Source organism: Aliirhizobium sp. YIM B11859 (genome assembly GCF_057163345.1).
On sequence record NZ_JBXHAY010000002.1, the window covers coordinates 396,498 to 417,204 of the forward strand.

The following is a 20,707-nucleotide window of genomic DNA, read 5'->3' on the forward strand; positions in this document are numbered from 1 at the left end:
TAATGTCGTGGCGGGCTTAGCAAGCCCATCCGCAAAAGTCACCAGTTCTCGTCGGGAAAGTGGAGGCCTATGCCGCCGTCATGACCGGTATGGCTGCGATCTCGGCCGCCTTTGCCTCGGCAGCGATTTTCAGCTCATAACTTATCTGAAGGTTCATCCAGAATTCAGGGGTCGTGTTAAAAAATCGAGCAAGCCTTAAGGCCGTATCAGACGTCATGGCAGTCTGTTCTGAAACCAGCCGCTCTATACGGGTTCTTGGCACATTCAGCTTTTTTGCCAATCCACCGGCGCTCAGCTTCAATGGAACAAGATATTCCTCTCGCAGAATTTCGCCCGGATGAACGGGAGGCAGGATAATCACCATCAAAAAAATCCCTCAGTGATAATCGACAATCTCGACACTTTCCGCCCCGGCGTCATTCCAAACGAAGCAAATCCGCCATTGATCGCTGATCCTGATCGAATACTGCCCCTGACGATCAGCCTTTAGCGCTTCCAAGTGATTTCCCGGCGGAGAACGCAAATCGATCAGCTCTCTTGCGTTCTCGATCATGGTCAGCTTGCGGACGGCTCTTCTAGCGATGTCAGCGGGAAAGCCTTTAGGAACCCTGCCATGGGCGACTTCCCTGGTTCTCGTGTCGGCATAAGATCGTATGACCATGATCTAGCTCTTATGTATCACGCGGCGATACATTCCGCAACACTCTCCCTCACCACCCGCCTCCACCACCACCGCCTCCGCCGCCCCCGGAGAAGCCGCCGCCGGTCGAAAAGCCGGAGGAGGATGACGAGGATTTCGGGGTCGGAATGGTGGATTGGATCGTCTGCGACATGGAGGAGGAAAAGCCGCCGATGCGATCACCGAAACTGCCGATGCCATCGCCGTAATACCAGGTCGATGCATAAGCAGCGGCGCCGGTGGCAACCGCTGCCGCAAGCCAGGTCTCGAAGGCCTCGCTCCAAGGTTTTTCGACGCCGAGGGCCACGGCATAGGGCAGAAGCTTCTCGAAATGCTGCGGCGACATGGCGGGTGCACCGGCCATGTTCATCCGGTCCTGTTCAGCGACCGTCAGATAGAGGCGCAGGCCTTCGATCTCGTCCATCAGCTTGCGGCCGAGCGGGGTCGGGGCGCCCATCAGGAAAAAGAACACGACATTGATGAGGACGAGCCCGCCAATGCCGGCAAAGACCGGCCATTGGCCATCCATGACACTTTCCACCGCGCCGACGACGAAGGTGCCGCCGATGGAAAAGGCAACAAGGCCGAAGACTGCAAGCGAGATGATCGCGCCGATGCGGGCGGCGACGGTTCTTTTCCTCAGGAGCGATTTTCCCACCTTGACGGCGAAGAAGGACCAGAAGGCGCCGAACAGGACGGAGGGCAGCAACAGCCCGAGATCGTCCGGGTCGATATCGCCGAAGATCAGCAGTGCGCCGGCGCCGAGCACACTGAGCAACAGGCCGAGCACGATGTAGACGGTATTGTGCCGGTAATATTTGCCGCGATGTTCCTTTTCGATCGCCTGCCGGAAGGCCTTGCCGATCTCCTGCACCCGCTCACCATTGGATTTCTCGATGGCGAAACTCTCGCCGGCGGCGCCAAGCTGGAAGAGCAGGGTCTTTTGTCCGGGTGGCAGATCCTTTAGCGGCTTGCTGCTGGAGATCCTGACGACGACCCGCGATTTCAGGTCCTCCAGCGTCAGGTAGCCCTTGACCGCAAGATCGAGAAGGCTGGCGGAAAAGGCCGTCCAGCCGCCGCCGGAAAAGCCCTTATTGTCGATGTAATTGACCAGTGCCGGCGAGATGCCGGCCGGCGTATCCCAGCGCGGCACGATGGTGCCGCCTTGAGGATCGCGCCCGACCTTGCGCCAAACCATGACGTAATAAAATACGACGACGGCCAGACCGCCGAGTGCGAGAAACAGGTTGCGATTGTCGCGCCACCACCAGACGCTTTGCTGGTCGGCAGACGGTTCGGCGACGATGCCCTTCGGGAAACCGACAACGATGGTGAGGCCTTCCTCGCTGCCCAATGCCCGGGTTGTGGCAAAGACGGCCTGATTGCCCGAAGCGCTGGCGCGGGCGTCACGCGCCGTCGAGCCATAGGCACCGGTGAAGGCGGCCGTATCGGTCACCCGCCCACCCGGCAATGTCACCCGCGCCGAGGCCTGGGCGATGCGGAACTGCCACCCATTGCCGGTGGCGTTCCAATAGAGCTCGTCATGATCCTCGAAAAAGCGGATTTGTCGGCTGCTCTTGTAGGTGATGACGTAAGAGTGCTGGCCGGGGGAAAGCAGGGTATTTTCATCACCGGCATAGATGCGGATGCCGCGAGAAATGGTTTCGGTGTGAAAGGCTTCCGGCCGGCCGTCGCGGGTGACGGAGAGAAGTTCGAAACCCACCCGGATCTTGCGGCCCTTCGCATCCTCCATGGTCATCGGGAAATCGCGAAAGATGCCGCGGCGGATGCGGTTTCCTTCGGCGTTGACGACAATCGTCTCGGCCACCGTCAGTTCGCCATCGGAAGCGATCCGGATATCGGCATTGTAGCTGCGGATATATTCCTCAGCCGCAGCCGGCAGAGATGCCACCAGAAACAGGGCGAAGGTGACGAAAAGGCGCCGGAGCATCAGCTACCTCCGCGTCAGAATTTTACCGTGGGCACGGCGCGATCCGCCGGGTTGTCGATCTCGAAATACTCGCGTTTGGAAAAACCGAAGGGGCCGGCGACGAGATTGGCGGGAAAGCTCTCGACCTTGATGTTCAGGTCGCGGGCCGAACCGTTGTAATAACGCCGCGCCATCTGGATCTCGCTTTCGATCGTTTCCAGCGAGGCCTGCAGTTCGGAGAAATTCTGATTGGCCTTGAGGTCCGGATAGGCTTCGGCGAGCGCGAAGAGTTTTCCCAGCGCCTGCGAGAGCAAGCCTTCCGCCTGGGCGCGGCCGGCGACATCGCCTGCCGGTACCGCTTGCGCCTGGTTTCGGAGTTTCACCACCTCTTCGAACGTGCCCTTTTCATGGGCGGCGTAGCCCTTGACGGTCTCGATCAGGTTGGGGATCAGGTCGGCGCGGCGCTTCAGCTGCACGTCGATGCCCGACCAGGCCTCCTCCGCCATCTGCCGGGCGCGCACGAGGCCGTTATAGATGAAGATCACATAGATGGCGGCAATGGCGATGATGCCGAGCGCGATATACATGGCTGGTCCCCCCAAGACGATGATGTCGCAGGGAGACTATGTCGGCAAAGGCGGGTTGTCACCGACAAACGATGGCAATCCCGGCACGGTCAGGCTCAGGCGGCAGCCTTGCCGATATTGGCCCCACCCGCATCGGTGAGCAGAAACGCTTCGCCGCAGGCCTTAGCGAGCGTACGCACGCGCAGGATATAGCTCTGGCGCTCGGTGACCGAAATCACGCCGCGGGCATCCAAGAGGTTGAAGACGTGGGATGCCTTGATGCACTGGTCATAGGCCGGGAAAACGCATTTGTGCAGCGCATTCGCGTCGCCCGGCGCGCCGGCAGCGAGCAGCGCCTGGCATTCCTTCTCGGCATCGATGAAATGGCGATGCAGCATTTCGGTATTGGCGAATTCGAAATTGTGCCGCGAATATTCCTGCTCTGCCTGCAGGAAGACGTCGCCATAGGAGATCTTCTCTTCGCCTTCGCGGCCGTTGAAGTTCAGGTCGTAGACATTGTCGACGCCCTGGACATACATGGCCAGTCGCTCAAGACCATAGGTCAGTTCGCCGGCGACGGGGGCGCATTCGATGCCGCAGACCTGCTGGAAGTAGGTGAACTGCGAGACTTCCATGCCGTCGCACCAGCATTCCCAGCCGAGACCCCAGGCGCCGAGCGTCGGGCTTTCCCAGTCGTCCTCGACGAAGCGCACGTCATGCAGAAGCGGATCGAGGCCGATCGCCTTCAGCGAGCCGAGATAAAGCTCCTGCAGGTTGGACGGGTTCGGCTTCAGGATGACCTGATACTGGTAATAGTGCTGCAACCGGTTGGGGTTTTCGCCGTAGCGACCGTCGGACGGACGGCGTGAGGGCTGGACGTAAGCAGCCTTCCACGGCTTGGGGCCGAGCGCGCGCAGCGTCGTCGCCGGGTGGAAGGTGCCGGCACCGACTTCCATGTCATAGGGCTGCAGCACGGCGCAGCCCTTGTCCGCCCAGTAGTTGTGCAGTGCAAGGATCAGCCCCTGGAAGGAGCGGGTCGGAGACATGTGGTCGGGCAGGTCGGTCATGGCGATCATCGAAATCGTTTATTGAGGATGCGGACGAGTGCCACGCCAAGGGGGAACGGGTCAAGGATTTATCGATCAGCCAGCTTTTGCCGCGCTACTCAGCGTTTGCGATCCGTGTTAGGTTATTGCCGTTTCCGGAGCATCCGCCATGAACATCAAGAACACCGTCACGCTATCCGACCGATATCTGCGCTATGCCGAGCAACTGGTGGAAGATGGCCAGTTTCCTTCGGTGGAAAAGGTTGTGGAAGCGGGGCTCGACGAACTGATGCGCGCCGAAGAATTGACGCCGGAGCAGAGCGATGCGTTGATGGCAATGGCCGATGTCATCCGTGCGCGGATGGATACACCACGAGATCAATTTATTCCGTTCGAGAAGGAAAACCTGTTTGACAAGGTTCGCGCCCGGCTTGACGAAAAATACGCAGCCGAACGCAAAGCCAAATAATGCCCGCCTATCGGCTTGAATACCATCCGGGAGCCGTCGAAGACCTTTTGAGAATTCCGGCCTGGTCGCGGATTACGCAGGCAGGATCATAGCGGATCGGAAAATCGCGGAGATAGAAATGGCGGTGCACCGCCTCGCCGAACTACCAAAAATTGGCTCTCTCCGCGATGAAATAAGGCCGGGTTTGCGTGTCATACCCGTCACCGAAAAAGCCAGCCTCTGCTTTATTGTCGAGGACCCAAGCCGTACTGTCCTGGTCCTGTGCATCGGCTATGCCGGGTCTGACTGGATGTCCAAAATAAGAGATCGTAGCTGAGCGCTATTCCTCATCCTTCTTCACCCGGTATTCCCCCGTCACCGGATCCTTTTCCAGCGTGGCGACGGCGCCGGTCTGGCGCTCCTTTTCCTCACGGCGGCTTTTCGCCGTCAGCCTGTCGGCGTCCTTGATGAAGCGTCTGTAGATCATCCACCCGCCGCAAGCCACGACGACCAGAAATATAAGCTGGGCCATTTCCCCTCGAAGTCCTCAGATTGTACGCCCTGCAAAGGCTGGCGCTTCAGGCATTAAAGCCCGTATCGGCTCCACATTGCCCTTTCTTCGATGCCGGCGGCAAGTCCTGCACCGGCATCCGCGGCGATTTCACCGAAAGACGGGGCGCCCGAGATGACGCCGGGAAGCCGCTTGCCGAACAGAGAGCGGGCACTGCCAATCAGCTCGAGCCGGACATCCTTGCCGAAACGGCGCTTCAGCACCTCGCGCATGTCGCCCAGCCCGTCGATCAGGCCGAGCTCCAGGCCCTTGCCGCCTGTCCAGAACAGGCCGGAGAAAACCTCACCATCATCCGACAGACGTTCGCCGCGGCGCATCTTCACCATGTCGATAAAGACCTTGTGGATCTCCAGCTGCAGCGTCTTCAGGTATTCGATGTCGCTTTCCTTTTCCGGCTTGAACGGATCGAGGATCGCCTTGTTTTCGCCGGCCGTGTAGACGCGGCGTTCGACACCGATCTTGCGCAGCAGTTCGGGGAACCCGAAACCGCCGGAGACAACACCGATCGATCCGACGATCGAGGTCGGGTCGGCAAAGATCTCGTCACCGGCCAGCGCGATCATGTAACCGCCGGAGGCCGCGACATCCTCGACGAAGATCAGCACCTTCTTCTGCTTTTCTTCCGCCAGGGCGCGGATGCGCTGGAAGATCAGCCGCGACTGAACGGGAGAGCCGCCGGGAGAATTGAGCGAGATGGCGACGACCGGCGCGTCCTTCACCGAAAAGGCCTTTTCCAGCATCTGCGCAGTATTGGCCAGGTTGAGCGTCGGCTTGAACTGGCTGCCGCCCGTCATGATCGCGCCGTGCAGCCTGACGACAGGTATCGCCAGTCCCTTCTTGCGAAAACGCTTCGGGAGCAGACGATTGAGCAAGCCAGCCATTTACGATCCTTCCAGACTATCGGTTCAGCACTGCATGTAGGCATTGCAACGACAAGTGCAATCATCCTGTTCCACACGAGATATCGCGGCGGGATATCCATCTTGTTGCGAATGACTTGCAATTTCATTCTAATCGAGCATGATGCACGCATCGCTCATCCGAGGACTGCATGGATCTCTCCCGTATCAAGACCGAGAACGGCTGGCGGCACGAAGCCCGCGAGGCCTCGTTGTCGGACGTCTATCAATCGGTCAATGTTACCAGCCACGGCTCGAAGCTTCGGCGCATCATGGCATTTGCCGGTCCCGGATATCTGGTGGCGGTCGGCTATATGGACCCCGGCAACTGGGCGACCTCGCTCGCCGGCGGGTCGAAATTCGGTTACGCGCTGCTTTCGGTGGCGCTTCTTTCCAATCTGATGGCGATCGTTCTGCAATCGCTTTGCGCCCGGCTGGCAATCGCATCGGGCCGGGATCTGGCGCAGGCCTGCCGCGACGCATTTCCGCGATGGGTCTCGGTCATTCTCTGGGCACTGGCGGAAATCGCCATCATCGCCACCGATATCGCCGAGGTGATCGGCACCGCCATCGGCCTCAACCTGATCTTCGGCATATCACTGGAAGTCGGCGTGCTGGTCACCTCGCTCGACGTGTTTCTGATCCTTTACCTGCAGCGACTGGGTTTCCGCTGGGTCGAGGCCTTCATCATCACGCTGCTCGGCGTCATCGCCGTGTGTTTCGGGGTGCAGATCTTCTTTGCCGATCCGGTCTGGTCGGAGGTCGCCTTCGGTTTCGTGCCGACCACCGAGATCGTCCGTAATCCGGAAATGCTCTACCTGGCGCTCGGCATTCTGGGCGCAACCGTGATGCCGCATAACCTCTACCTTCATTCCGGCATCGTGCAGACGCGCGCATTCGGCGAAACCGTGCCGGAGAAACGCGAGGCGCTGCGGTTCGCCACCATTGATTCGACCGTGGCGCTGACCTTCGCGCTGATGATCAATGCCGCCATTCTCATCCTCGCGGCGGCGGCGTTCAATGCCACCGGGCATACGGATGTGGCCGAGCTGGGCGAGGCCAGCGCGCTTCTGTCACCGATGCTGGGACTGGCCTTGGCACCTGTCTTTTTCGGCGTAGCCCTGCTCTGCTGCGGTCTCAATTCGACGGTGACGGCCACGCTTGCCGGGCAGATCGTCATGGAAGGGTTTCTGCATATCAAGCTGAAGCCATGGATCCGGCGGGTGGTGACCCGCGCCATCGCCATCGTGCCGGCCGCCATCGTCACCATCTGGTACGGCGATGCCGGCACGTCCGAGTTGCTGATCCTCACCCAGGTCGTGCTCAGCCTGCAGCTTTCCTTCGCCGTCTTTCCGCTCGTCATGTTTACCACCAGCAAGGCGAAGATGGGCGCGCTGGTGGCGCCCCGCTGGCTCGCGGCGCTCGCCTACCTGATCGCGCTGTCGATTGCGGTGCTCAACGTCAAACTGCTGTTCGACGTGGTTGCCGGCTGATACCACGCCGGGCATAAGCCGCGCGGCCGTTGTTGAGATCGTCCACCTGCGGGCTGAACGTGTGGCCGTCTTGCCCGTGGACGACGAGCGGCGGGCGAAAAACAAGCCTCGCCTTCGATCCCTTGACGGCCGACACCAGGATGCGGATTGCATCTTCCTGCGGACGCGGATGGACCGGGGTGATCTCGATACCACCGAAACGGTTGCCACAGGCTGAGAGAATATCGGCGATCGACACCGGCCTTGCGATCAGCGACAGCTGGCCGCCGGGCTTCATGATCGCACCGGCCGTCCTCAGCCAGGCTTCGAACAGACCATCGGTCAAGGCATGCGCCTCCGCCTTCAGGTTGTCCGGCGTCTTCCTGTCCCCGGCATGATTGAAGGGCGGGTTCATGATGACGTGATCGTGAACCTCGTCCCCGAGGCCCGCTGAAAGCCGAGCTTTTCCCGTTAGCGACACGTCGGCTTCCAGTACCGTCACGCGGTCCTTCAGGAAGGCATTTTCGGGCAGGTGGATGCTTCGTCTGGCATAGTCCGCCATGACCGGAAATTTCTCCACCAGAAGGACATGCGCCTGCTCCAGCCGGGCGGCGACCGCGAGACCGGCAGCCCCTGCCCCGGATCCAAGATCAGCGACGCTCAGCGGCTGATCCAGTGGCCGGTCGGTTGCCACCAGCGAGGCAAGCAGCATGGCATCGACACCCGAGCGATGCCCTTCGTTCCTAGGCTGTGCGACATTGAAACGCCCCCGGTGAAAGGCGTCGATGGTAAAGTCAGGCGCACCCGGATCCGTTGCCGTCAAACCGACTTCGCTCATGGCCTGAGTTCAGCCTCCAGACCGGCATCGCGAAAGATGTCGCGGGCCTCGCCGGCCCGTGCCTCTTCCACCAGCAGGCGTCGCTGCAGAAGGCCGAGCGAACCTTCCATGATGCTCATCGCCTGATCGGCGACGAGGCAATGGATGCCGGCATCCTTCATCAGGCTCTCCGCCAGCGACAACGTGACGACGTCATTGGTGCGGATAAGCTCGATCATCGGGCGCCCTTTCGTGAAAAGCTCTTTATGTTTTGCACTTGCCGCCCTATGACCAGTTTCTAGTCTCGTCTCATACATTTCCAGGGAGGCCTGAACTTGGGCGTCGTCATACCGCTTGAAGAAGGCAAAAACAAATCTGCATCCGTTACGCCGCTGGTCGATCTGACCCGTGGCGACATGGACCGTGTCAACCAGCTGATCCTGTCGAAGGCGGGATCGGATGTCCAGATGATCCCGGAAGTGGCCAACCACCTGATATCCTCAGGCGGCAAGCGGCTGCGCCCGATGCTGACGCTCGCATCCGCTGCGATGTTCGGTTACCAGGGCGAAGGCCATGTGAAGCTCGCAACGAGCGTCGAGTTCATGCACACGGCAACGCTTCTGCATGACGACGTGGTCGACGAAAGCGACCTGCGCCGCGGCAAGTCGACGGCCCGGATGATCTGGGGCAACCAGGCAAGCGTGCTCGTCGGCGACTTCCTGCTGGGCCAGGCCTTCAAGATGATGGTCGATGTCGGCTCGCTCGAAGCACTCGACGTGCTGGCAACCGCCGCCGCCGTCATTGCCGAAGGCGAAGTGCTGCAGCTTTCCGTCGCCAAGAACATGGAGACCACCGAGGACGACTATCTTTCGGTCATCCGCGCCAAGACGGCAGCGCTGTTTGCGGCGGCCGCCGAAGTCGGTCCGATCATCGCCAATGCCGACAAGTCGAGCCGGGCGGCGCTGCGTTCCTTCGGCATGAACCTCGGTTATGCCTTCCAGATGGTCGATGATGCGCTGGATTACGGCGGCAAGGCTGCCGATCTCGGCAAGAATGTCGGCGACGATTTCCGCGAGGGCAAGATCACTCTTCCGGTCATCCTCGCTTTCCGACGCGGCACGCAGGAGGAACAGGCCTTCTGGCGCACCGCGATCGAAAACGGCGAGAGCAGCGACGAGAACCTTGAAAAGGCGCTCGGGCTGATCACCAAATACGATGCGCTGAAGGACACGATCTCGCGCGCCCTGCATTACGGCAAGATCGCCCGGGATGCGCTGGCGCCGCTGCCGGCCGGGCCGATCAAGGAAGCGCTGATGGAAGTCATCGACTTCTCCATCCAGCGGGTCAACTGAGCGCGCGTTGACGCAAGCGTGACCGGCTTCTCTGCTTGGGGATGCCGGAGATTTTCTTGCGGACATGCTTCAAAAAAGCCATTCTGTTGTGAATCACTCAGGCGTAATCCTGCGGCGATATTTCGCTGCCACGTCCGATCTCATGAAAGGCCCGTCCATGCGGCAGACAACCCGTCATCTCCTGCTTTCCAGCGTCGCGCTCGCGGCATGTCTGGTATTCGGTACCGTTGCGGGTGCGGCCACTCCGGAAGCCAAGCCTGCCGAAGCAAAGACCGTGACCTTCGTGCCCGGCGACATAAAGTCGTTTTCCGGCGCCTTCCTGGCTGGCCGTACCGCCGATGTCGATCATGATTACCCGACGGCGATCTCGCTCTATCGCAAGGCGCTGAATTTCGATCCGGCCAATCTGGAAATCCGCGAAAGACTGATGATATCGCTGCTCTTGAGCGGCGATTTCGACGGTGGCCTCAAGGAGGCCGATGCGCTGAAGGAAGATGCAGCCGTCGAGCGGGTCACCAAGATCGTACGTGGACTGGACGCCGTGCGCGGCGGAAAATACGACGCTGCCAAGAAGATCCTCGCCTATGACGGGCCAAACGATCTCGACAAGCTGACGCATCTTCTCCTGTCTGCCTGGGCAGATGTCGGTGCCGGCAAGGGGAAAAAGGCGATCTCGTCGATCAACAGCCTCAAGGGTCCGGCCTGGTTCAAGGTATTTACCGACTACCATCTCGGCGCGATGGCGCTGGTGACCGGTGACGTGCCGACTGCGCGTCAATATCTCAACAAGGCGGTGACCAACAATGATGCGGTCGCCACCGCGCCGGACACGTTCATGCGTGCCGTGATGGCGCTGGCACGGCTGGAGGCATCGGCCGGCAACAAGCAGAAGGCGCTCGACGCGATTTCCGTCGGCGACGGGCTGATCACCAATTACGCGCCGCTCAAGGCGCTGCGTGAAAGCATCGAGAAGGGCGAGAAGCTGGCGCAGCAGATCACCAACGCATCGGAAGGTGCCGCCGGCGTGCTGTTTTCCATCGGCGGTGCGCTGAACCGCCAGGGCGCCGAGGACATGGTGGCGCTCTACCTGCAGATTTCCCATGCGTTTGACGAAAAGAGCGCCGATACGCTGATCCTGCTCGGCGGCATTGCCGAGAAGCTGGAACAGCCGGAACGCGCCATCGGCTTCTACCAGCAGGTTCCCGAAAATTCGCCGATGCGGCGGATTTCCGAGCTGCAACTCGGCATCACGCTGTCGGATACCGGCAAGCTCGATGAAGCCAAGAGCCACCTGAAGGAACTGATCACGTCCGATCCTTCCGACATCCGCAGTTATATCGCTTATGGCAGTGTGCTGTCGGAGGCGAAGGACTACAAGGAGATGGCCGCCAATTACGACAAGGCCGTCGAGGTGATCGGGCCTGTGCCCCGGACCGGCAACTGGTCGGTGTTCTTCCAGCGCGGCATCGCGTATGAGCGGCTGAAGGACTGGGCCAAGGCCGAGCCGAACTTCCGCAAGGCGCTGGAACTCAATCCGGAACAACCGCAGGTCCTGAACTATCTCGGTTATTCGCTTGTCGACATGAACATCAATCTCGACGAGGGCCTGAAGATGATCCAGCGCGCCGTCGATGCGCGTCCTGATGATGGCTATATCGTCGATTCGCTCGGCTGGGCCTATTTCCGCATGAACCGTTTCGACGATGCGGTGACCGAGCTTGAAAAGGCAGTCCAGTTGCGGGCCGGCGACGCAACCATCAACGACCACCTCGGCGACGCCTACTGGCGCGTCGGGCGCAAGCTCGAGGCCGTCTACCAGTGGAACAGGACATTCGTTTCCGAAGGCGAGGACGTCAACCGCGAGCATGTGAAGGAAAAGATCGCCAACGGCCTGCCGCCGCTCGATCCGAATGCCACCAACACCGTGCGCAACCAGACGGAAACGCCGGCCACGCCTGCGCCTGAACCGGCCACGCCCGACAAGAAGTCCTGATGTTCGATACGTCGCTCGATCAACCGAGGCCCGCCGGTGACGCGGGCTTTGGTCAATGTGCGCATGTCGAATTTGCGCCGGCGAAAATCAATCTGGCGCTGCATGTGGTCGGCCAGCGCACCGACGGGTATCACCTGCTCGACATGATCGTGACCTTCATGGCCGCGGATACATCGGTCGGTGACCGGCTGTATTTCAGGCCATCGGCGAGCGACGAATTCTCGATTTCCGGCCGCTTCGGCATGGATCTGCCCGCCGATGAGCCGGGTGCGCAGAAAAATCTGGTGCTCAAGGCTCGCGACCTGCTGCGGGCAGCGCTTGAGATCAAAGGAACGGTGGCGCCGCCCGTTGCCATCCATCTGGAAAAAAACCTGCCGATCGCATCCGGTATCGGCGGCGGTTCGGCCGATGCGGCTGCAGCGCTGCGCGGTCTCCTGCGCCTGTGGAATGCCGGAATGGACGACGGCGAAGTCTTTTCGCTTGCCCTGTCGCTCGGTGCCGACGTGCCGATGTGCCTGAAAAACGAACCGGCGATGGCGCGCGGGATCGGCGAGGATCTCGTTAGCCTGCCCATGCCGTCCTTCGCGATCGTCATCGGCAACCCACTTGTCGGTGTCTCGACGCCTGAGATCTTCCGACGGCTTTCGACCAAGACAAATCCCGCCATTCCTGCCCTTTCCGGCGACTGGAAGACCGATCTTGCCGCCTTGCGCAACGATCTCGAACCGCCGGCCGCGACCCTTGTCGGCGAGATCGGCGCGGTTTCGGCCATGATTGCCGCCGAAGGGGCGTGGCTTACCCGCATGTCGGGATCCGGCGCGACCTGTTTCGGCCTGTTCACCAATTTCGATGAGGCCCGGCGCGCTGCGGAAAAACTTCAGGCTTTGCGACCGGACTGGTATTTTGCCGCAGCAGAAACAACAGGAACAAGGTCATGATCGGTATAGATGACACTCGCGGTTTCGTGCCGCTCGGCATTGCCGTGCTGACCGTTTCGGATACGCGCACGCTTGCCGACGACAAGTCCGGCCAGACCCTGGTCGATCGTATCGAGGCGGCCGGGCACACGATCGAAGGCCGTGCCATCGTCACCGACGACCGCGAGAAGATCGCCGCCCAGGTGACCGCCTGGACGCTGGAGCCGGATATCGACGTGGTCATCACCACCGGTGGCACCGGGTTTACCGGCCGGGATGTCACGCCCGAGGCGCTGGAGCCGCTCTTCGAAAAGCGGATGGACGGATTTTCGGAGGTCTTTCACCGGATTTCCTACGACAAGATCGGCACGTCGACGATCCAGTCGCGCGCCACCGGTGGCCTGCTCAATGCCACGTTCATCTTCGTGCTGCCCGGTTCGCCCGGCGCCTGCAAGGATGCCTGGGACGGGATCCTGAAGGCACAGCTCGACTATCGTCACATGCCGTGCAATTTCGTGGAAATCATGCCGCGGCTCGATGAGCATCTAAAGCGGACGAAAAAATAGAGCATGTCCGGCGGACGCAGAATCGCCTCCATGCTCTCTCCCTGTTTTTTGCCTTGCGCACGCAAAATCACTTCACGCGTTTGCCGGGGAATTGTTCTAGCGCGCCCGAACGACCCAGGCCGGGATCAGCTGGCTCGCCAGTTTTGTCGCCTTGTGGCCTTTTGCCAGCATCTCCAGCGTCATGCCCGACTTGGCGGCGGCAAGGGCGCTCTTTTTCGGCACAAGCAGGCCATATTCCAGCGGCGGTACCGAACGGCCGATCCGCTTGAAAAACGGGCGCCGATAGTTGCGCGACGGTGAAAACCGCGCCGCATGCCGGTGAAGTGCCAGATATTCCATCACTTCTTCGATCCAGCCGCTTTGCGGGCGGGCGCCGGCCTCGATGAACAGCAGCCACTCGCCGCGGGCGCTGCGCAGCACATCGTCGATCTCCCAATGACTGTGAAAACGGCAGCCGGCCGCATCGGCGACCCGCGACGAGCCATCGCGCGACGCGTGATCAAGAACGATCACGTCGCTTACCAGCCCCTCGACCGCGGCTGTGACGAGGATCGAAAGCGTCTGCGCCAGCTCGGCTTCCTGGTCCCGGCATTCCATCAAAACAGTCAGCATTTCTGACCCTTAGCGCATCGGTTTGTGGATTGCCAGCGAGGAACAAAGTTTGTTCTTGCAATGTTCTCGTTTCGGCGGTAGGAATTTAGTCATCGAGAACGGGAAACGATCCCGTCAGGAGCCTTCAATGACAGAGCTGTCTGATCTGCGGCAGGGTGCGTTTGCGCCCGCCCATACGGCTGACATTGCCGATGCACTGGTTCAATCCTCCGGCCTGCGGATCGAGATCGACCGGCGGCGTGGGCGCGGCGCCGGCATCAATCCGAGCGGCCGCTTCGAAGCCGAACGACGCGAGGCCTTCGACGACGGCTGGCAGACGCTCGAGGAGCTCGAACCGTTCCGCACCGAGGTGCAGGTCGAGAAACCAAAAACGGCGATCACCCGCAACGATAGTCCCGATATCGGTTTCGACCGGTCGATCAATCCCTATCGCGGGTGCGAGCATGGCTGCATCTATTGTTTTGCCCGACCGAGCCACAGTTTCATGGGCCTTTCGCCGGGTCTCGATTTCGAATCCAAACTGTTTGCCAAACCCGACGTGCCGCGGCTCCTGGAACGTGAACTGAGCCGGCCGGACTACAAGGTCAGGGCAATGGCGATCGGCACGAATACCGATCCCTACCAGCCGATCGAGCGGGAATGGCGGATCATGCGGCAGATCCTCGAAGTGCTGCAGAAGGCCAACCATCCCGTCGCGATCGTGACGAAATCGGCACTGATCATGCGCGACATCGACATTCTTGCCGACATGGCGTCGAAGGGGCTGGCCAAGGTCGGGATTTCGGTCACCACGCTCGACCGCAAGCTGGCACGGACGATGGAGCCGCGCTGTTCGACACCAGCCAAGCGGCTCGAAGCGATCAAGGCGCTGACGGATGCAGGCATACCCACCGCGATCATGGCCTCGCCGATCATTCCGGCGCTGAACGACCACGAAATCGAGCGCATTCTCGATGCCGGTCATGCAGCGGGCGCGACGGAGGCAAGTTACGTTCTGCTTCGCCTGCCGCTGGAAGTCAGCCCGCTTTTCCGCGACTGGCTGCTGCGCAACTACCCGGATCGCTACCGGCATGTGATGTCGCTGATCCGCTCGATGCGCGGCGGCAAGGATTATGACGCCGAGTTCGGCAAACGGATGAAAGGCGCCGGTCCCTATGCGTGGCAGATCGGCCGGCGTTTCGAGATGGCGACGAAGAGGCTCGGGCTCGCCCGTCGCGGCCTACATCTGCGTGACGACCTGTTCATCCGTCCGGATGGCGGCGGCATCCAGCTGTCACTGCTTTAGAGAGGAGCAGGCCCATCCCGAACGGAGGAAACCGGCAGGAGTGAAACGTCCAAGAAAGCCCCGACGACATTCTTCATGCTGCGATCAGTCCTTCATACGCATTTGACTTTGTTCCCGGCCTTGGCCTCCCCCGCCACAAGGCCCGGAACATTGCCCCGAAGCCACCGCGTTCCCCGGTGGACAGCGAAGCCGCACTCGCGTTCGGGGCTTGCAGGAGATCGGGACGGCGTGCGAGCTTGCCGCCATGTTGGTTCGCACGCCGCCCGATTCTCCGATGCCTTTCGATAAGAACCCTATCTCTTGTGATTTCAGCCTGGAGCTCGCCGCCCGCAGCGCCGGACACTGGCCGGTTGCGGGCACGGACGAGGCCGGGCGCGGCCCGCTGGCGGGTCCGGTCGTGGCCGCAGCGGTGATCCTCGATCCCGACAATATCCCGGCCGGCCTGAATGATTCCAAGAAACTCAGCCTCAAGCAGCGCGAAAAACTTTTCGAAGCGATCATGGCGACCGCACATGTCTCCATCGCCTCCTCCGGGCCGCGGCTGATCGACGACATCAACATCCTGCGTGCCAGCCTCGACGCGATGCGCCGTGCGGTCACGGGATTGTCGGTCGCGCCGGCGCATGTGCTCGTCGATGGCCGTGACGTGCCCAAAGGCCTTCTTTGCTCCGGCACAGCCGTGATCAAGGGCGACAGTCGTTCCGTCTCGATCGCCGCCGCCTCGATCATCGCCAAGGTGACCCGGGACCGGATGATGGAACGAGCAGGGCTTGTCTATCCAGCCTATGGCTTTGCCAAACACGCAGGCTACGGCACCAAGCAGCATCGCGACGCGATCCTATCGGACGGCCCGTGCCTGCTCCACCGGATGAGCTTTAGGCCGTTGAAAAAGGATGACGTGGCCTAGGCTGACATTCGCAGGATGACTGCCGAGGCCGCCAGCTGCTATTCTTGTCTGGCGCCATAACTGCAGCCGGCCCATATTCGCCATCAGCGATCATTGCGGCGCCTCGAGCGTAAAGCTATGGGTGTCCGCTTTACGACCAGCCACGGAGAAATGAGATTATCAAGATAATGGTTTTGCTGCACAGCGCCGTCGGGCTGGACTGGCAGTCTCCGCCGAAAGGCACGAGCCTGAAGACCCTGGGCGAAGCCGAGGAACAAGGTTTCATCCTGATCCGCGGCGAGTTTCAGAAACGGCAATTCCGCCTGACAGCCAAAGGTTTCGAACATGTCGAGCACGACAAGCGACGGCTGGAAGCGCGCAGGCTGTAGAGCAATGTCGCCTTTCTTCGAGCCGCGACATTGCTCTGCCTCCATGATTTGACACGGTCGAGCCCTATCCCCCATCGGCAGGCAACAAAAAAGCCGGGCGTTTCCACCCGGCTTTTCGAATTTTTGTTCCGATCAAAGATCAGTTGAGGCGCGACTGGACCTTGGCGACGGCGTCCTTGAAGAGCGCGGTCTGGGTGGTCTTGTCGGTCTTGGCAGCAATCACCTTCTCGGCGGCAGCCACGGCAAGATCGATCGCGGCAGTACGGACGGCGGTGACCGCGTCGGCTTCTGCCTGCTTGATCTTCTGTTCCGACAATGCGTTGCGGCGAGCAACGAATTCCTCGGTCTTCTGGCGGGCTTCCTCGGTCAGGAGAGCGGCCTCGCGTTCGGCGGCAGCCACCAGGGCTGCAGCTTCGGCTTCGGCTTCCTTGCGCTTCTTCTGGTATTCTGCGAGCAGTGCCTGGGCTTCCTCACGCAGGCGCTTGGCCTGGTCGAGTTCGTCACGGATGTTGTCGGCGCGCTTGTCGAGCTGCTTTGCCACCATGCCCGGCACCTTCAGATAGGCGATCAGCATGATGAAGAGGACGAGGCCGACAAGGGCGAAAAACGAATTGTCCAAGGCCATGGATCAGGCTCCCTGCTTGGCGGCCGCAACGGCGGTCTTGATGTCGTCGCCGGTGGCCTTTGCGCCAATCAGCTGGTCGACGATCGCGGTTGCGGTATCTTCGGCAATCGTGCCGACCTCGGCGAATGCCTTGGTCTTGATCTCGCCGATGCGGATTTCCGCAGCACCGACTTTCGCAGCCAGTTCCGCCTCGATCGCGGTGCGATCGGCGGCAGCCTTGGCCTTGGCGTCGTTGCGCGCGGTCTCGGCAATGCCATGCGCCTTGGCGCGGGCTTGAGCGAGTTCCTTTTCATAGGTCTCGACGGCAGCGTCGGCTTCAGCCTTGAGGCGGCCGGCTTCTTCGAGATCACCGGCGATACGGCCCTTGCGATCTTCGATGATGCCACCGACGCGCGGCATGATGACCTTCTGAATCACAAGATAGAAAAGGCCAAAAGTGATGACGAGCCAAAGAAGCTGCGACGCAAAATGGGTCGAGTCGAAAGGCGGGAAGCCAGCGGAAGCGTGCTCGCCACCGTGGGCAACGCCGGTTTCGGTATGAACCTCGCCTGCGCTTGCCGCGGGCGTTTCAGATGCGGCCGGCGCGGTCTGCGCGTATGCCGAGGTCACGAACATCATCACCTCCAGGTGAATTCCATATAAAGTGGATCACGGCTCGCCGTTGCCGGCCGGCCGTGATCCTATCCTATGCCGCTAGACTATCAGGTCTTAGACAGCGAACAGGAGAAGGAGAGCTACGAGCAGCGAGAAGATGCCCAGAGCTTCCGTAACGGCGAAGCCGAAAATCAGGCGGCCGAACTGGCCATCAGCAGCCGACGGGTTGCGCAGAGCGCCCGACAGGTAGTTGCCGAAAATCGTGCCGAGGCCGATGCCTGCGCCACCCATGCCGAGGCAAGCGATACCTGCACCGATGTACTTTGCTGCTTCCGCGTCCATATTGAACTCCTTTGAACGGTTTGTTGCGGCTGTGGACTGGTGCTGGAAGCACCAACGACTTTATTTCTCAGTGACCGTCCGGATGCAGGGCATCGTTCAGATACATGCATGTCAGGACTGCGAAGACGTAGGCCTGAAGGAATGCAACGAGAAATTCCAGACCTGTCAGAGCGACGGTCATGAGAAGGGGAAGGATCGCGGTTCCAATGCCGAGCGCGCCGAGCGCGCCAAGCGAGGCAACGAAGCCTGCGAAGACCTTGAGAGTGATGTGGCCGGCCAGCATGTTGGCGAACAGACGAACCGAGAGGCTGATCGGACGGGCGATGAACGAGATGACCTCGATCATAACAACCAGCGGCATCAGCACGCCGGGAACGCCGGACGGTACGAAGAGCTTCAGGAAACGCAGGCCGTGCTTATAGAAACCGTAAACGACGACCAAGCCGACAACGAGCATCGACAACGCGAAGGTGACGATGATCTGGCTGGTGACGGTGAAGAAATAAGGGAACATGCCCAAAAGGTTAGCCGTCAGGATGAACATGAACAGCGACAGAACCAGCGGGAAAAACTTCATCCCGTGGCTGCCCGCCCCTTCGCGCAACATATTTGCGACGAATTCATAGGACATTTCGGCAACCGACTGCGCGCGGCCCGGGATCAGCGAACGCTGCGACGTAGAGAAATAAAGAAAGCCAGCGGCGAGAACCACCGTCGCGACCATAAACAGCGAAGCATTGGTGAAGGAGAAGTCGACTCCACCGATCTCGATCGGAACGATCGTGTTTATGTGGAACTGATGGATCGGATCGTTTGCCACCGTCTACCTCTTTCGATGACCGCACTTGCGGCCTGTTTGCCAAGACGACCTTAAGCCGCCTCACTTCTTATCTTTGCCGCCCCGGCTATCGAGGTGCGGTGGTTGAGCCACCATGCCTACGCCGCGCAGCACACTTAGCACACCGGCACAAAAACCTAAGAGGACAAATAGAATCATCCCCCAGGGCTTTGTACCGATAGCCCAATCGATCAGATAGCCCAGGATGCCGCCAACAGCGATTGCAGAAATGAATTCGGAGGAAATTTTCAACCCGAGAGCCATGCCCTTGCGGCTTGCTTCCGATTGCCCGTCCCGTTTCGCCTCTGCCGCGTCGTCTGCCTTTCTATCAGCCAAGGCTGCAGAAAGGCGCTTCCGGCGCTCATCCAGACCATCTTCACGGTCATCCATCGTACGCGTCCTCCTCCGGCCCGTTTTCGTCCGGCACAGCCGAACTTCAGGGAAGCGAGGGATTTCGCGCCTTCCGGCCCGTTTTCAAGTCGCGCGCAACATAGTTTTCACCGCTCGGCTAGTCAAGGCGGTGAGCAAGCTTGCCCCAAGGGTTTTAAAGCTAATGAATTCATCGCCTTATCGCGCAGGAGGGGCGATCATGGGTAAAACTGACGCGGGAAACCACGGGGTTATTGCGCTTGTATCAGCTCCAACCACCACCATAGGTTCTATAGAAGACGTGCAGACCGATGCGGCCGACCTTTTTCATCGTCTTTGCCCAGTTCGGCCGGACATAAACAGCGTGGTAATGTGTCGCAGACCCGACCTCCGGCATCCAGATCCGGCCGGCCGTCACCGCCATCGCCACATCGCGGGCAGTTTTCCAGTGATCTTCGGAGCGGATCCGGTCCTTGATATTGTCGCAGGCGAAGGAAAACTGGCAGCGATTGCGCCAATCCTCGTTTTGATAAACCACATCGCAGATCGTATCGGGATAGGCGGGATTGCGTACCCGGTTGAGGATGACCTGGGCGACGGCCGCCTGGCCGCGTACCGATTCGCCGCGCGCCTCGAAATAGACACCGGATGCGAGGCACTGCTGCTGCTTGGCCGAAAATGAATCCGCCGGCAGCGGGTTTGCCGCCCAGGCGTGGTCTTCCGGTCCGATCGGCGGGATAAAACGGCCGGTTTCGGGTTTCTTCAGAATGGCATCGAAGGGCGACTGGCGGGAGAAGTCCGGCTTGGCCGGAGCATAGGCCGTTGCCAAAACGTCGGCGTGATTATTGGTGACGAGGCTGGCAATCATCGGCGGCAGGCTCTGTTCCTTCACCTCATCCTTGCGGAAATAGAATTCGGCGACTTCCACCGGCTGCTGCTCGGCCTGCCGGCTCGGCGATCTGACGAAGGCGGTCATGTCGTCGTCTTCACTCACCGGCGCCGTCAACGAACTGGAGCGGTCAAGGATAGAGCCGGCGGAAAACGCCTTTGGCGGCAGCATCGGCATGACGGCGACGATCCGGCCCTTCTTGGCGGCGCGGTTGACGCGATCCTCATCCGGCGTTCCGTCCTGCGACTTGTCCTCGTCGGAAAGCGCCACCCTGCTGCCGTCGGGCAATGCGATACCCGCATCGCCACCCAAAACGCCGGCACCTCCGGGAAACGCGAGAGAGGCGGTGTGCAGCGAACCGGCCGGCGATTTGGTGATGACCATGCGCCAGCTTTCCGACGTGCCGTTTAAGCCGGCGAAAAGATCGGTGAGATCGCCCTGCGAGGGCACGGATGGAAAGACGAGCCAGGCTGCAAGGCCCATCACAACCGGGGCGGCCAGCCTGTCCCAACGCGGCAGGGACCTCTTACGCACAACGCTCTTCGGACGCAAAACGGCAACTCCACAAGTCGAACAATGACCGAAGAGTGAATTATTAACCTTGATGAGCGGTTAACGCCGT

Annotated in this window: 26 protein-coding genes; 10 read left to right on the forward strand and 16 right to left on the reverse strand. The window is 60.6% G+C overall.

Annotation, left to right across the window (positions count from 1 at the left end; translation table 11 throughout):
* Positions 1-67: 67 nt before the first annotated feature.
* The 5 genes from AC2GXZ_RS08195 to AC2GXZ_RS08215 all read right to left on the reverse strand — a co-directional run bounded on the left by AC2GXZ_RS08195 (position 68) and on the right by AC2GXZ_RS08215 (position 4,242).
* Entirely contained in the window at positions 68-364 is a 297-nt protein-coding gene (locus tag AC2GXZ_RS08195; RefSeq protein WP_483758661.1) for a HigA family addiction module antitoxin, read from the reverse strand.
* Between the two features lie 12 nt (positions 365-376).
* Positions 377-661 carry a type II toxin-antitoxin system RelE/ParE family toxin gene (locus AC2GXZ_RS08200; RefSeq protein WP_483758662.1) on the reverse strand — a complete coding sequence of 95 codons (285 nt, stop codon included), beginning with the start codon at positions 659-661 and terminating at the stop codon, positions 377-379.
* Positions 662-710: 49 nt separating this feature from the next.
* On the reverse strand, positions 711-2,630 hold the full coding sequence (locus AC2GXZ_RS08205; RefSeq protein ID WP_483758663.1) for a DUF2207 domain-containing protein: 1,920 nt from the start codon (positions 2,628-2,630) through the stop codon (positions 711-713).
* Positions 2,631-2,644: 14 nt separating this feature from the next.
* Positions 2,645-3,196 carry a LemA family protein gene (locus AC2GXZ_RS08210; protein WP_483758664.1) on the reverse strand — a complete coding sequence of 184 codons (552 nt, stop codon included), beginning with the start codon at positions 3,194-3,196 and terminating at the stop codon, positions 2,645-2,647.
* Positions 3,197-3,291: 95 nt separating this feature from the next.
* Positions 3,292-4,242: a glycine--tRNA ligase subunit alpha gene (locus tag AC2GXZ_RS08215; protein WP_483758665.1), complete on the reverse strand. Its 951-nt coding sequence runs from the start codon at positions 4,240-4,242 to the stop codon at positions 3,292-3,294.
* 148 nt (positions 4,243-4,390) lie between these two features.
* Between AC2GXZ_RS08215 and AC2GXZ_RS08220 the strand changes: the two genes are divergently transcribed.
* Together AC2GXZ_RS08220 and AC2GXZ_RS08225 are read left to right on the forward strand one after the other, a co-directional pair.
* Positions 4,391-4,690, forward strand: coding sequence for a hypothetical protein (locus AC2GXZ_RS08220; protein WP_483758666.1), 300 nt, complete (start codon positions 4,391-4,393; stop codon positions 4,688-4,690).
* Between the two features lie 88 nt (positions 4,691-4,778).
* Positions 4,779-5,006: a type II toxin-antitoxin system RelE/ParE family toxin gene (locus tag AC2GXZ_RS08225; protein ID WP_483759382.1), complete on the forward strand. Its 228-nt coding sequence runs from the start codon at positions 4,779-4,781 to the stop codon at positions 5,004-5,006.
* A gap of 3 nt (positions 5,007-5,009) precedes the next feature.
* On the opposite strand, the gene AC2GXZ_RS08230 is transcribed toward AC2GXZ_RS08225, so the two are convergent.
* Positions 5,010-5,201 (reverse strand): hypothetical protein, encoded by a 192-nt coding sequence (locus AC2GXZ_RS08230; RefSeq protein WP_483758667.1) that lies wholly within the window; start codon positions 5,199-5,201, stop codon positions 5,010-5,012.
* Between the two features lie 53 nt (positions 5,202-5,254).
* Entirely contained in the window at positions 5,255-6,121 is an 867-nt protein-coding gene (locus tag AC2GXZ_RS08235; protein ID WP_483758668.1) for a S49 family peptidase, read from the reverse strand.
* Between the two features lie 170 nt (positions 6,122-6,291).
* Between AC2GXZ_RS08235 and AC2GXZ_RS08240 the strand changes: the two genes are divergently transcribed.
* On the forward strand, positions 6,292-7,632 hold the full coding sequence (locus AC2GXZ_RS08240) for an Nramp family divalent metal transporter (protein WP_483758669.1): 1,341 nt from the start codon (positions 6,292-6,294) through the stop codon (positions 7,630-7,632).
* Here AC2GXZ_RS08240 and AC2GXZ_RS08245 read toward each other — a convergent pair.
* Positions 7,601-8,449: a tRNA1(Val) (adenine(37)-N6)-methyltransferase gene (locus AC2GXZ_RS08245; protein WP_483758670.1), complete on the reverse strand. Its 849-nt coding sequence runs from the start codon at positions 8,447-8,449 to the stop codon at positions 7,601-7,603. The two genes, AC2GXZ_RS08240 and AC2GXZ_RS08245, sit on opposite strands and share 32 nt — an antisense overlap.
* Positions 8,446-8,667, reverse strand: coding sequence for a putative signal transducing protein (locus AC2GXZ_RS08250; protein ID WP_483758671.1), 222 nt, complete (start codon positions 8,665-8,667; stop codon positions 8,446-8,448). Before AC2GXZ_RS08250 ends, AC2GXZ_RS08245 begins: the two co-directional genes overlap by 4 nt.
* Positions 8,668-8,763: 96 nt before the next feature.
* Between AC2GXZ_RS08250 and AC2GXZ_RS08255 the strand changes: the two genes are divergently transcribed.
* From AC2GXZ_RS08255 to moaB, 4 genes are all read left to right on the forward strand, one after another.
* On the forward strand, positions 8,764-9,780 hold the full coding sequence (locus AC2GXZ_RS08255) for a polyprenyl synthetase family protein (protein WP_483758672.1): 1,017 nt from the start codon (positions 8,764-8,766) through the stop codon (positions 9,778-9,780).
* Positions 9,781-9,937: 157 nt separating this feature from the next.
* Positions 9,938-11,773 carry a tetratricopeptide repeat protein gene (locus AC2GXZ_RS08260; RefSeq protein WP_483758673.1) on the forward strand — a complete coding sequence of 612 codons (1,836 nt, stop codon included), beginning with the start codon at positions 9,938-9,940 and terminating at the stop codon, positions 11,771-11,773.
* Positions 11,773-12,711 carry a 4-(cytidine 5'-diphospho)-2-C-methyl-D-erythritol kinase gene (locus AC2GXZ_RS08265; protein WP_483758674.1) on the forward strand — a complete coding sequence of 313 codons (939 nt, stop codon included), beginning with the start codon at positions 11,773-11,775 and terminating at the stop codon, positions 12,709-12,711. The genes AC2GXZ_RS08260 and AC2GXZ_RS08265 overlap by 1 nt, the downstream gene beginning before the upstream one ends.
* Positions 12,708-13,256, forward strand: a complete 549-nt coding sequence (gene moaB / locus AC2GXZ_RS08270) for a molybdenum cofactor biosynthesis protein B (RefSeq protein WP_483758675.1) — start codon at positions 12,708-12,710, stop codon at positions 13,254-13,256. Before AC2GXZ_RS08265 ends, moaB begins: the two co-directional genes overlap by 4 nt.
* 96 nt (positions 13,257-13,352) lie before the next feature.
* Here the strand turns inward: moaB and AC2GXZ_RS08275 are convergent, their stop codons facing one another.
* Positions 13,353-13,868 carry a glycosyltransferase family A protein gene (locus AC2GXZ_RS08275; RefSeq protein ID WP_483758676.1) on the reverse strand — a complete coding sequence of 172 codons (516 nt, stop codon included), beginning with the start codon at positions 13,866-13,868 and terminating at the stop codon, positions 13,353-13,355.
* Positions 13,869-13,995: 127 nt separating this feature from the next.
* Here AC2GXZ_RS08275 and AC2GXZ_RS08280 point away from each other — a divergent pair, with 127 nt between their 5' ends.
* The 3 genes from AC2GXZ_RS08280 to AC2GXZ_RS08290 all read left to right on the forward strand — a co-directional run bounded on the left by AC2GXZ_RS08280 (position 13,996) and on the right by AC2GXZ_RS08290 (position 16,428).
* Positions 13,996-15,153 (forward strand): PA0069 family radical SAM protein, encoded by a 1,158-nt coding sequence (locus AC2GXZ_RS08280; RefSeq protein WP_483758677.1) that lies wholly within the window; start codon positions 13,996-13,998, stop codon positions 15,151-15,153.
* A 244-nt stretch (positions 15,154-15,397) separates the two neighbouring features.
* Positions 15,398-16,060: a ribonuclease HII gene (locus AC2GXZ_RS08285; RefSeq protein WP_483758678.1), complete on the forward strand. Its 663-nt coding sequence runs from the start codon at positions 15,398-15,400 to the stop codon at positions 16,058-16,060.
* 167 nt (positions 16,061-16,227) lie between these two features.
* On the forward strand, positions 16,228-16,428 hold the full coding sequence (locus tag AC2GXZ_RS08290; RefSeq protein WP_483758679.1) for a hypothetical protein: 201 nt from the start codon (positions 16,228-16,230) through the stop codon (positions 16,426-16,428).
* 139 nt (positions 16,429-16,567) lie between these two features.
* Here the strand turns inward: AC2GXZ_RS08290 and AC2GXZ_RS08295 are convergent, their stop codons facing one another.
* From AC2GXZ_RS08295 to AC2GXZ_RS08320, 6 genes are all read right to left on the reverse strand, one after another.
* The gene (locus tag AC2GXZ_RS08295) at positions 16,568-17,053 is read right to left on the reverse strand and encodes a F0F1 ATP synthase subunit B (RefSeq protein ID WP_483758680.1); all 486 of its coding nucleotides are present in this window, start codon (positions 17,051-17,053) and stop codon (positions 16,568-16,570) included.
* A 3-nt stretch (positions 17,054-17,056) separates the two neighbouring features.
* Positions 17,057-17,668: a F0F1 ATP synthase subunit B gene (locus AC2GXZ_RS08300; RefSeq protein ID WP_483758681.1), complete on the reverse strand. Its 612-nt coding sequence runs from the start codon at positions 17,666-17,668 to the stop codon at positions 17,057-17,059.
* Between the two features lie 93 nt (positions 17,669-17,761).
* Positions 17,762-17,989, reverse strand: coding sequence for a F0F1 ATP synthase subunit C (locus tag AC2GXZ_RS08305; RefSeq protein WP_112455014.1), 228 nt, complete (start codon positions 17,987-17,989; stop codon positions 17,762-17,764).
* Between the two features lie 67 nt (positions 17,990-18,056).
* On the reverse strand, positions 18,057-18,809 hold the full coding sequence (locus AC2GXZ_RS08310) for a F0F1 ATP synthase subunit A (protein ID WP_483758682.1): 753 nt from the start codon (positions 18,807-18,809) through the stop codon (positions 18,057-18,059).
* Between the two features lie 60 nt (positions 18,810-18,869).
* Positions 18,870-19,217, reverse strand: a complete 348-nt coding sequence (locus tag AC2GXZ_RS08315; protein ID WP_483758683.1) for an AtpZ/AtpI family protein — start codon at positions 19,215-19,217, stop codon at positions 18,870-18,872.
* A gap of 244 nt (positions 19,218-19,461) precedes the next feature.
* Positions 19,462-20,619, reverse strand: coding sequence for a cell wall hydrolase (locus tag AC2GXZ_RS08320; protein ID WP_483758684.1), 1,158 nt, complete (start codon positions 20,617-20,619; stop codon positions 19,462-19,464).
* Positions 20,620-20,707 lie beyond the last annotated feature (88 nt).

Bases quoted from the DNA above. Each gene is read 5' to 3' on its own strand.
- AC2GXZ_RS08195 (WP_483758661.1), bottom strand. From the start codon at position 364: ATGGTGATTATCCTGCCTCCCGTTCATCCGGGCGAAATTCTGCGAGAG.
- AC2GXZ_RS08200 (WP_483758662.1), bottom strand. From the start codon at position 661: ATGGTCATACGATCTTATGCCGACACGAGAACCAGGGAAGTCGCCCAT.
- AC2GXZ_RS08205 (WP_483758663.1), bottom strand. From the start codon at position 2,630: ATGCTCCGGCGCCTTTTCGTCACCTTCGCCCTGTTTCTGGTGGCATCT.
- AC2GXZ_RS08210 (WP_483758664.1), bottom strand. From the start codon at position 3,196: ATGTATATCGCGCTCGGCATCATCGCCATTGCCGCCATCTATGTGATC.
- AC2GXZ_RS08215 (WP_483758665.1), bottom strand. From the start codon at position 4,242: ATGACCGACCTGCCCGACCACATGTCTCCGACCCGCTCCTTCCAGGGG.
- AC2GXZ_RS08220 (WP_483758666.1), top strand. From the start codon at position 4,391: ATGAACATCAAGAACACCGTCACGCTATCCGACCGATATCTGCGCTAT.
- AC2GXZ_RS08230 (WP_483758667.1), bottom strand. From the start codon at position 5,201: ATGGCCCAGCTTATATTTCTGGTCGTCGTGGCTTGCGGCGGGTGGATG.
- AC2GXZ_RS08235 (WP_483758668.1), bottom strand. From the start codon at position 6,121: ATGGCTGGCTTGCTCAATCGTCTGCTCCCGAAGCGTTTTCGCAAGAAG.
- AC2GXZ_RS08240 (WP_483758669.1), top strand. From the start codon at position 6,292: ATGGATCTCTCCCGTATCAAGACCGAGAACGGCTGGCGGCACGAAGCC.
- AC2GXZ_RS08245 (WP_483758670.1), bottom strand. From the start codon at position 8,449: ATGAGCGAAGTCGGTTTGACGGCAACGGATCCGGGTGCGCCTGACTTT.
- AC2GXZ_RS08250 (WP_483758671.1), bottom strand. From the start codon at position 8,667: ATGATCGAGCTTATCCGCACCAATGACGTCGTCACGTTGTCGCTGGCG.
- AC2GXZ_RS08260 (WP_483758673.1), top strand. From the start codon at position 9,938: ATGCGGCAGACAACCCGTCATCTCCTGCTTTCCAGCGTCGCGCTCGCG.
- AC2GXZ_RS08265 (WP_483758674.1), top strand. From the start codon at position 11,773: ATGTTCGATACGTCGCTCGATCAACCGAGGCCCGCCGGTGACGCGGGC.
- moaB (WP_483758675.1), top strand. From the start codon at position 12,708: ATGATCGGTATAGATGACACTCGCGGTTTCGTGCCGCTCGGCATTGCC.
- AC2GXZ_RS08275 (WP_483758676.1), bottom strand. From the start codon at position 13,868: ATGCTGACTGTTTTGATGGAATGCCGGGACCAGGAAGCCGAGCTGGCG.
- AC2GXZ_RS08280 (WP_483758677.1), top strand. From the start codon at position 13,996: ATGACAGAGCTGTCTGATCTGCGGCAGGGTGCGTTTGCGCCCGCCCAT.
- AC2GXZ_RS08285 (WP_483758678.1), top strand. From the start codon at position 15,398: ATGTTGGTTCGCACGCCGCCCGATTCTCCGATGCCTTTCGATAAGAAC.
- AC2GXZ_RS08290 (WP_483758679.1), top strand. From the start codon at position 16,228: ATGGTTTTGCTGCACAGCGCCGTCGGGCTGGACTGGCAGTCTCCGCCG.
- AC2GXZ_RS08295 (WP_483758680.1), bottom strand. From the start codon at position 17,053: ATGGCCTTGGACAATTCGTTTTTCGCCCTTGTCGGCCTCGTCCTCTTC.
- AC2GXZ_RS08300 (WP_483758681.1), bottom strand. From the start codon at position 17,668: ATGTTCGTGACCTCGGCATACGCGCAGACCGCGCCGGCCGCATCTGAA.
- AC2GXZ_RS08305 (WP_112455014.1), bottom strand. From the start codon at position 17,989: ATGGACGCGGAAGCAGCAAAGTACATCGGTGCAGGTATCGCTTGCCTC.
- AC2GXZ_RS08315 (WP_483758683.1), bottom strand. From the start codon at position 19,217: ATGGATGACCGTGAAGATGGTCTGGATGAGCGCCGGAAGCGCCTTTCT.